Below are 10,078 nucleotides of genomic sequence, written 5' to 3'. Positions count from 1 at the left end.
TTTTTTTATAAATAAAACGAATAAAAACCATTTTTCTTTTCTGTAAGAATAGATATGTTTCGGATTCAAATTATCAGAGGTAATTAAAAACATAGAAATCATTGAAAAAAGTGATATACTAAATTGTATATGATATAAAAATAGAAAAGAGATTTATAAAAAATAGAGTTTTAAATGAGTAGGTGTTTTAATTGGATATAAAAAGTTCAGTTCAAAATAATGATGATAAAAATAACAAACCGCAATATTTGCAAATAGCGGAAACTATAAAAAATAAGATTTTTTTGGGGACTCTTTCAGTGGGAACCAAACTACCACCTGAAAGAGAACTTGCAAAAAAATATGACTCAGGAAGACCTTCAGTTAGAGAAGCAATAAGAAGTCTTGAGAACATGGGCTTAGTTGAAACAAAACATGGAGACGGCTCCTATGTTGCTAATAACATGAAGAATGTAATGTTTTCATCTTTAAGTGCAATCTCTCGTATGAATTCAGTTACCATTTCAGAAATTATGGAGTTTAGAGAAATGTTTGAATATGAAGCTGTAAAACTTGCAGCAGAAAGAAGAACTACCGATCAACTTAAAAAGATGGAAGAAATTTTAATAAAAATAAAAGTGTCAGACACAATATATGAATTTCAAAAATTAGACGGTTTATTTCATACATTAATTTCGGAAATGTCTAATAATGCCTTAATAATAGAATCCTATTTAGCCATGAATAAACTATTTTATGATAGCATAAAAGATACAACGGTGGCAATTACCTTAGAGGGAGAAAGTTCAGAAGAACTTTTTAGCTATCACAAGCCAATTTATGATTCTATAAGGGATTCAGATCCAGTACTCGCACAAATATTTATGAACAAACATTTTAACAGAATAAGAAAATCAATTAAAGATATAAAATAAAAGGACAGTCCTCATAAAAGAGGGCTGTTTTTTTATGGAGAAAATTTTTATAAAAAATAAATAAATTCATAAGGTATTACCACTAAAAAAATTAAAAATAATTGATAATAAAAAATTTTTTAACAAAATATTGTAAAAATCGAAAAAAATAAAAAATTTTTTTATTTTTTATTCAATAAATAAAAAAATTTAAAAATTTTATTTTAAAGGTAGAAAAAGGCTAAATTTAGGCGTATAATTGGTATTACCAATAATGAATTAATTAAGTATTTCGATTATTTGATTATTAATATCATATACTTGACCTATAATTTTTAAATTAGTACAATAAGAGTGACGAGATAATTAAAAAATCGTTAATACTAAAAAAGAAAAAGAGGAGGTTTTTTGATGGATTTTCAACTATCAAAAGAACATTTAGAAGTTCAAGCACGTGCTCGTAAGTTTGCGGAAGAGAAAGTTCTACCTGGAGTATTGGAAAGAGATAGAGATTCTATTTTACCTATGGATTTATACAAAGAACTTGTTAAAGAAGGATTTATAGGCTTCCAATTCGATAAAAAATATGGTGGACTTGGAAAAGACTATATGTCTTATATTTTAACTTTAGAAGAACTTGCAAAAGTTGATGCTTCTCTTTGCGTATTTTGCTCAGTATCTCTTTCTTTATTCCTTGGAGGAATTTTGAAATATGGAACAGAAGAACAAAAGAAGTTTTTTGTAGGGGGAGTTTGCGACGGATCTATTACAGGATGTTTTGCATTAACTGAAAAGAATGCAGGAAGTGATGCAAGTGGTGTACAAACAATAGCAAGACGTGATGGAGATAACTACATAATCAATGGTACAAAAAGATTCATTACTAACGGAAAAGAAGCAGATTATGCAATGGTAGTTGCTAAAACTGATTTAGATGCACCGGGAACAAAAGGTCTTACCTCATTTATGATTCCAACAAATACACCGGGATTTGAACTTGTAAGATTGGAAGATAAAATGGGACTTAGAAGCCTTGAAGTAGCTGAGCTTAAATTTACAGACATGGTAGTTCCGGCAACTTGCCGCCTTGGTAAAGAAGGGGACGGATTCAAACTTGCTATGGACACTCTAAATGCAGGACGTGTTGGAGTTGCAGCACAAGCTTTAGGTATTGCAAAGGGAGCTTATGAAAGAGCTATTGAATTTTTGAAAAATAGAGTTCAATTTGGAAGACCTCTTTACAAAAATCAATATCTTGCTTTTAAAGCAGTTGACCTTGCAAATATTATTGACCAAGCTGAGCTTATGCTATACAAGGGAGCTTGGATGCTTGATCAAGGAATTGTTGAACCGAAAACATGTGCACAAGCTAAACTTTTATGTACAGATGCTGCTATGAAAGTTACAACAGAATGTATTCAATTAATGGGCGGCGAAGGATATATGAAAGAATTCCATGTAGAACGTATGATGAGAGATGCAAAAATCACACAAATCTATGAAGGAACTAATGAAATTCAACATATGGTTATACAAGGAGCTATCTTTAAGTAAATAATAGTTAATTGAAGGATTATAATAGAATTTTTAAAAATATGGCATTACCTTATATTTTTAGGTAATGCCATATTTTTATTTTGCCTTTTTTTGGATTTTTAATTTTTAAAAAATATGCTTAATAAAAAAATGGCATTAAAATATAACAAAAATCATTAAAAGTGTTAAAAAAATAAAATAAATTGAAAAAATATTGACAAAGTCATGCAAAACGTTTACCATAAAGAAAAAAGGTATTACCAATAAACAAGGAGGTATTATTTTGAATATTGTTGTTTGCATTAAGCAAGTACCTGATACGAATGAAGTTAAACTGGACCCCAAAACAAATACTTTAATTAGGGATGGAGTACCAAGCATAATAAATCCTGATGATAAATCAGGGCTTGAAGCTGCTCTTAAAATTAAAGATCAAACAGGAGCTCATGTAACTGTTGTATCAATGGGACCGCCTCAAGCAGAAAATGCTTTAAGAGAAGCACTTGCTATGGGTGCTGATGAGGCTATTTTAGTAACTGATAGAGTTTTTGGAGGAGCTGATACTTGGGCTACTTCTTGTACAATTGCAGGTGCTCTTAAGCATTTGGATTATGATTTAATAATCACAGGAAGACAAGCTATTGATGGAGATACTGCTCAAGTAGGACCACAAATGGCGGAGCATTTAAATTTACCCCAAGTTACATATGTTGAAAACATAGAAGTTAACGAAGGATTTTTAACTGTAACAAGACAATTCGAAGATAGATATCATAAAATAAAACTTAAAACTCCGTGTCTAATAACAACACTTTCAGAACTGGCTGAGCCTAGATTTATGAGTGTTGGAGGAATTTTTGAAGCTTTCAAAAAAGATATTAAAATTTGGCATTATGAAGATATAAAAGATGAACTTGATGATTCAAATCTTGGATTAAAGGGTTCTCCTACTAAGGTAAAGAAGTCATATCCTAAACAAGGTAAAGGTGCAGGTGTCATACTTACTGATTTATCTGCAGATGAAGCAGCTAAGGCAATCTTATCTAAACTTGAAGAAAAATATATTATCTAAGGAGGCTTGAAATGAGTAAAGATGTATTTGTATTCATCGAACAAAGAGATGGAGAAATTCAAAAAGTCGGCATAGAGCTTCTTGGAAAAGCGAGAGAATTAGCTGACGATTTAAAACAAGACGTTGTTGCAATTTTATTAGGAGAAAATATTAGAAATAAAGCTGATTTACTTGTTAGACATGGTGCTGACAAAGCAATAGTTGTAGATCATCCAATGCTTAAAGAGTATGTTACTGAACCATATTCTAAAGCAGTTTACGAGATAATAAAAAAATATGACCCTGAAATTGTAATATACGGTGCAAGTTCTATAGGAAGAGATTTAGCTCCCAGAATGGCAGCAAGAATTCACACAGGACTTACTGCAGACTGCACAGGTTTAGCAATTGAAGAAGATACTAAAAATCTTAGAATGACAAGACCTGCTTTTGGGGGTAATCTAATGGCTGAAATTTTATGTGAAAATTTCAGACCGCAAATGGCAACTGTAAGACCAGGTGTTATGCAAGCGTTAGATTCAGATCCTTCAAGAAAGGGAGAAATCATTGATGAAACTATTGAATTTGTAGATTCTGATATGAATATTGAAATTCTTGAAATAGCTAAAAAAGAATCAAAGAAAAAAGATATTACCGAAGCTAACATATTAGTTTCAGGTGGTAGAGGTATAGGAGGTCCTGAAGGATTCGAAACCTTAAAAGAGCTTGCTGATGAATTAGATGCAGAAATTTCTTCTTCAAGGGCAAACGTTGATTCTGGATGGATAGAAAAAGATGCTCAAGTAGGACAAACTGGAAAAACTGTAAGACCGGAACTTTATTTTGCTCTTGGAATTTCTGGAGCTATACAACATTTAGCCGGAATGGATGAATCTGAACTTATCATTGCAGTAAACAAAAATAAGGAAGCTCCTATTTTTGATGTAGCAGATTTAGGAATAGTTGGAGACTTACATTCAGTAGTTCCAAAATTAACTGAGTTAATAAGAAAAACAAAAAAGTTAAAGTCGGAAATTTAACTAAATAAAAGGAGTTGAAGGTTATGGAAAAACAAAACATGTTAGAAGGATTAAAAGTTGTTGAATTTGCTAACTTTGTAGCTGGTCCCTGCTGTGGAAGGCTTTTAGCTGACTGGGGTGCAGAAGTAGTAAAAATTGAGCCTGATTTTGGTGATACTATGAGAGTCGTTGGAGTTCAATGGCTATCACCTACAGAAGAAGATGAAAATCCTCTTTTTGAAAATGAAAATGCAGGTAAAAGAGGAATAGTAGTTAACGCAAACACAGAAGAAGGTGTTAAAGTTATCTATGATTTAGTAAAAGATGCTGATGTATTTTTAACAAATACAAGACAAAAAGCATTAGTTAAATCAAAATTAGACTATGAATCAATCAAAAAAATAAATCCGAAAATCGTTTACGGACACTTATTAGGTTATGGCGAAAAAGGACCTGCAAAAGATACTCCAGCATTCGATTATACAGCATATTTTGCAAGAGGAGGAGTTTCCTTAGGTTTAATGGAAAAAGGAACTAGCCCATGTAATACAGCAGCAGCTTTAGGAGACCACTATGCAGGTATGAGTTTAGCTGCAGGAATTTTGGCAGCTGTTCTTAGAAGAAATAGAACAGGTGAAGGAGAAAAAGTAAATGTAGCTCTATTCCATACAGCAATTTTTGGAATGGGTCTTTATGTTGTTGCTGGTCAATATGGCTACAAGATGCCTATAACAAGAAAGCAACCTCCAAATCCATTAAATACAACATTTAAATGCTCAGATGGAAGATGGATTCAAATAGCATTTTTCCAATATGATAAGTGGTTCCCGAACTTCTGTAACATGGTTATAGAAAGACCGGAATATATAGGTGGTAAGTATTCAACTTTGAAGAGTTCTGTAAATTATGTAGATGAACTTGTTCCTATAATGGAAGATATCTTCATTAAGCATCCTTCAGATTATTGGTGTGAAAGACTTCAAGCAGCAGGTATACCATTTGAAAAACTTCAAGCACCTCATGAATTATTAGAAGATGAACAATGCTGGGCAAATGATTACCTATTTAAGCACACTTATGATAATGGAAATGAAGGCGTTTTATACAATACTCCTGTTATGTTTGAAGAATATGGAATTAAAGATTTCGTAAGAGCACCTAAGAAAGGTGAACATACAGATGAAGTAATGGAAGAACTTGGATATTCAAGTGAAAAAATTCAAGAATTAAAAGACAATAAAGTTATAAAGTAATAAGGTAAAAATATAACCAAAAGGGATGTGAATATGTATACGTTGGGATTGGATTTTGGTTCAACGGCATCAAAAGGAATAATTTTAAAAGATGGAAAAGAAATAGTAGCTTCATCTATTGTTCCTTTTGGAACAGGAACGTCTGGACCAAAAAAGGTTAAGGATGATCTATTTTCTAAAAGTGGGATTACCATAGAAGATATAGCGAACACTGTTGTAACAGGATATGGAAGAATAAAATATAAAAGCGAAGAAGATACTCAAATATCTGAACTTAGTTGTCACGCTAAAGGAGTTAATTTTCAACTTCCCAGCGTAAGAACAATAATTGATATAGGCGGACAAGATGCAAAAGCTATGAAACTTGACAAAGATGGCAGAATGACAAATTTTGTTATGAATGACAAATGTGCGGCAGGTACAGGTAGATTTTTGGATGTAATGTCTAATGTATTAATGGTTGAAGTATCTGAACTTGGTGATATAGATAAAAAGGCTACAGCACCTGTAGCAATTTCAAGTACATGCACTGTTTTCGCTGAATCTGAGGTTATATCCCAACTATCGGGAAATGCAAAATTAGAGGATATTATTGCAGGGATTCATATATCTGTTGCCAATAGAGTAGCAGGGCTTGTAAAAAGAATTGGAGTTGAAGAAGACGTAGCTATGGTTGGCGGAGTTGCTCAAAATTCCGGAATTGTTAGAGCACTGGAAAGAGCTTTAAATGTCAAAATAATAGTTCCGAAAAATTCTCAACTTAATGGAGCACTGGGCGCAGCAGTATTTGCTTATGAAAAAATGGGAGGTAAAAATGTCTGATAATGAAGTAAAAAAAGAAGAAAAAAAAGAAGAAAAAATAACAGCGGCTAAGTTTATAAATGGATTATTAGCAAAATCATATAAAGAAGCTTGGGAAGCAAAAGAAAAGGGAATACCTGTAGGTTGGTCAACATCAGTATTCCCACAAGAAATTGTGGAAACTTTCGGTCTTCCTCTTTGCTATCCCGAAAATCAAGCAGCAGGTCTTGCAGCTAAAAAAGAATCTTTAGGATTAGAAGAAAAAGCAGAAGCTCAAGGATATTCAATAGACCTTTGTGCATATGCAAGAACAAATTTTGGTTTCCTTGAACAAGGAGGATCTGAAAGTCTTAATATGCCAGTACCTGACTTTGTATGCTGCTGTAACAATATTTGTAATGAAGTAATTAAATGGTATGAAAACCTATCTAAAAAACTTAATATACCACTAATAATGATAGATGTTCCATTTAATAACGAAGATTATGTTACGGAAAGTCGTATAAAGTATTTCAGAGGTCAATTTGAACATGCAATAAAACAACTTGAAGAAATTAGTGGCAAAAAGTTTGACCCTGAAAAACTAAGAGAAGTTATGAACATTTCAAGAAAAAATGGTCGTCTTTGGAGAGAATCAATGCAAATGTCAAAAGACGTTTATCCATCACCTATGAATGGATTTGATTTATTTACCTATATGGCTTGTATCGTTTGTTATAGAGGTAAAAAAGAGACTACTCAAGCCTTTGAAATGTTAATGGAAGAACTTAAAGAAAATGCTAAAGAAGGAAAGACATCCTTTAGAGGCGAAGAAAAATACAGAATCATGATGGAAGGTATACCTTGCTGGCCGTATATAGGATATAAAATGAAATCACTATCTAAATATGGCGTAAACATGACAGGATCAGTATACCCACACGCATGGGCATTGGAATATGGTGACAATGACTTAGATGGACTTGCAAGAGCTTATTCTTCAATGTTTAACAATGTAAACATTGACAAGATGGTAGAGTATAGAAATAACGCTCTAAGAGATGGAAATTGCGTAGGAGCTTTTTACCACATGAACAGAAGTTGTAAACTTATGAGTTTTATACAATATGAAATGGCAAGAAGAGTAAATGAAGCTACAGGACTACCATATGCTGGATTTGATGGAGACCAAGCTGATCCAAGAGGATTCTCTCAAGCACAATTTGAAACGAGATTACAAGGTCTAATTGAAGTAATGGAAGATAAGAAGGAGAATTAATGTGAAAAGTTATATAGAAGAATGTAAAAGTATTGCTTTAAATCCCTTATCAAAGCTTAAAAGTTACTTGGAACAAGGGGTAAAGGCCATAGGAATGGTTGCTTTTTTTGGACCTAATGAAATAGTAGAAGCAGCAGGATTTTTACCTTTCGGAGTTTGGGGAGGTTATGGAATAGAACTTGATTTATCAAAACAATATTTCCCTGCTTTTTGTCCGTCAGTTATATCTATTATCTTAGAACAAGGATTAAATGGAAGCTTAAACGGATTAGAAGCTGTTATTATCCCTGGTCAAACAGACACAATGCAGTGTCTTGGACAAAACTGGAAATCTGGAGTAAAGAATATACCTTTTATTTCTATAGTTTATCCTCAAAATAGAAAACTTGAATGTGGTATTGAGTTTTTAGAAAGTGAATGTGTACATGTTAAAGAAGAACTTGAAAAGATAAAGGGTTCAAAAATAACAGACGAAGAAATTAATAAGACAATAGAACTTTATAATGAACATAGAGCTGAAATGAGAAAATTTTCAGAACTTGCTGCTAAACATCCAAATTCAATAAATAATCTTGAAAGAAATTATGTATATAAATCAGCTCTTTATATGAAAAAAGAAGATCATTTAAAGATTATTAAAAAAATCAACGAAGAGTTAGAAAAAATGCCTGAAGAAAAATATTCAGGACATAAAATTATAACAACAGGTTTGTTACTGGATGATGAAAATATTTTAAATTCTCTTGAAGAAAATAATCTTAGAATAGTTGGAGATTATGTTGCTCAAGAATCAATACAATATAATACTGATGTGCCAGATGGGAAAAATCCATTTAGGAGATTAGCAGAACAATGGGCTAATGTTGAAGGATTTTCATTAGCATACGATCCTGACCTAAAAAGAGGAAAATTAATATCTAAGCTTGCTAAAGAAAGAGGCGCAGAAGGCATTGTATATGCCACAGTTAAGTTCTCTGATTATGAAGAATATGATATGCCTATTTGTGTAAAAACAGTAAGAGAAAATGGCTTACAAGCAGTTGTATTTGAAACAGATCAACAGGATAACAACTCAGAACAAATAAAAACAAGAATTCAAACATTTGCAGAAATCTTGTAATGGAGGAAATATGAATTTTAGTAAGGAACATGAACTGTTAAGGCAAACAGTAAGAGATTTTGTAGAAAGGGAAATGTCTGAATACCCTGACAATGTAGATGAAACAGGTTGTATTCCAAAAGATATAATAGAGAAACTTGCAAGATATCAATTTATAAGCCCTATAATACCAAAAGAGTATGGTGGAGCAGGAGCTGACTATGTATCTTATGCAATAATCATGGAAGAAATAAGCAGAAGATGTGCATCTACAGGAACATTTATAACAGCAGGTGCATCATTAGCAGCATTACCTCTACTTAATTTCGGAACTGAAGAACAAAAACAAAAATATTTAAGACCACTTGCAACAGGTGAATATATAGGATGTTTCGGACTTACAGAGCCCGGAGCAGGTTCAGATGCATCAGCAACAGCTACAGTTGCAAAATTTGATGGAGAAAACTATATACTTGATGGTAGAAAGTGCTTTATAACAAATGCACCTTTCGCTGATTTTGCAATAATTTCAGCATCTACAGATAGATCAAAAGGTACAAAAGGAATATCTACATTTATAGTTGAATCAAAATGGAAGGGATTTTCTACAGGAGCTCATGAAAATAAAATGGGTATAAGAGGAACTCAAACATCAGATATTATTCTTGATTCAGTTGTTGTACCTAAAGAAAATTTGCTTGGTAGAGAAGGAAAAGGCTTTAACATAATGCTTAACACACTTGACTATGGAAGAATAGGTGTAGCAGCTCAAGCATTAGGAATCGCACAAGGAGCTCTTGACGAAGCAATAAAATATACAAAAGAAAGAGTTCAATTTGGAAGAAGCCTTTCAAAATTCCAAAATACACAATTTAAGATAGCTGAAATGGCAACAAAAGTTCAAGCAGCAAGACTATTAGTATATGATGCAGCTCAAGTTAAAGATTCAGGAAAAACTCCGGGTCTACAATCTGCAATGGCAAAATATTATGCAGCTGAAATAGCAAACGAAGTTGCATATTGGGCTTTACAACTTCATGGTGGATATGGATATATGAAAGAATATCCTATAGAAAGAATTTATAGAGATGCAAGAATCACATCTATTTATGAAGGAACAAGCCAAGTTCAACAAATGGTAATAGCAGCACATTTATTAAAGTAAAAA

The 10,078-nt window shown here is 32.5% G+C and carries 9 protein-coding genes; all 9 read left to right on the top strand.

What is annotated here, in order from left to right:
• The first annotated feature begins 191 nt into the window (after positions 1 to 191).
• The 9 genes from HMPREF1253_RS06625 to acdB all read left to right on the top strand — a co-directional run bounded on the left by HMPREF1253_RS06625 (position 192) and on the right by acdB (position 10,075).
• Entirely contained in the window at positions 192 to 914 is a 723-nt protein-coding gene (locus HMPREF1253_RS06625; RefSeq protein ID WP_023055936.1) for a FadR/GntR family transcriptional regulator, read from the top strand.
• A gap of 390 nt (positions 915 to 1,304) precedes the next feature.
• Complete coding sequence (locus tag HMPREF1253_RS06620; protein ID WP_023055915.1) at positions 1,305 to 2,447, top strand: acyl-CoA dehydrogenase family protein; 1,143 nt, start codon at positions 1,305 to 1,307, stop codon at positions 2,445 to 2,447.
• Between the two features lie 265 nt (positions 2,448 to 2,712).
• On the top strand, positions 2,713 to 3,501 hold the full coding sequence (locus tag HMPREF1253_RS06615; RefSeq protein ID WP_023055951.1) for an electron transfer flavoprotein subunit beta/FixA family protein: 789 nt from the start codon (positions 2,713 to 2,715) through the stop codon (positions 3,499 to 3,501).
• 11 nt (positions 3,502 to 3,512) lie between these two features.
• Positions 3,513 to 4,520 carry an electron transfer flavoprotein subunit alpha/FixB family protein gene (locus HMPREF1253_RS06610; RefSeq protein WP_023055919.1) on the top strand — a complete coding sequence of 336 codons (1,008 nt, stop codon included), beginning with the start codon at positions 3,513 to 3,515 and terminating at the stop codon, positions 4,518 to 4,520.
• Between the two features lie 23 nt (positions 4,521 to 4,543).
• Entirely contained in the window at positions 4,544 to 5,752 is a 1,209-nt protein-coding gene (locus HMPREF1253_RS06605; RefSeq protein WP_023055917.1) for a CaiB/BaiF CoA-transferase family protein, read from the top strand.
• A 33-nt stretch (positions 5,753 to 5,785) separates the two neighbouring features.
• On the top strand, positions 5,786 to 6,574 hold the full coding sequence (locus HMPREF1253_RS06600; protein ID WP_023055925.1) for an acyl-CoA dehydratase activase: 789 nt from the start codon (positions 5,786 to 5,788) through the stop codon (positions 6,572 to 6,574).
• Complete coding sequence (locus HMPREF1253_RS06595) at positions 6,567 to 7,811, top strand: 2-hydroxyacyl-CoA dehydratase subunit D (protein ID WP_023055892.1); 1,245 nt, start codon at positions 6,567 to 6,569, stop codon at positions 7,809 to 7,811. Before HMPREF1253_RS06600 ends, HMPREF1253_RS06595 begins: the two co-directional genes overlap by 8 nt.
• 1 nt (position 7,812) lies before the next feature.
• Complete coding sequence (locus tag HMPREF1253_RS06590; RefSeq protein WP_023055928.1) at positions 7,813 to 8,931, top strand: 2-hydroxyacyl-CoA dehydratase subunit D; 1,119 nt, start codon at positions 7,813 to 7,815, stop codon at positions 8,929 to 8,931.
• A 10-nt stretch (positions 8,932 to 8,941) separates the two neighbouring features.
• Positions 8,942 to 10,075 (top strand): putative isocaproyl-CoA dehydrogenase AcdB, encoded by a 1,134-nt coding sequence (gene acdB / locus HMPREF1253_RS06585; RefSeq protein WP_023055893.1) that lies wholly within the window; start codon positions 8,942 to 8,944, stop codon positions 10,073 to 10,075.
• Positions 10,076 to 10,078 lie beyond the last annotated feature (3 nt).

It is taken from the genome of Peptoniphilus sp. BV3C26 (assembly GCF_000478985.1).
GTDB lineage: Bacteria > Bacillota > Clostridia > Tissierellales > Peptoniphilaceae > Peptoniphilus_B > Peptoniphilus_B koenoeneniae.
The sequence above is the reverse complement of the archived record's forward strand: the minus strand, read 5'-3'. Positions and strand labels throughout refer to the sequence as shown.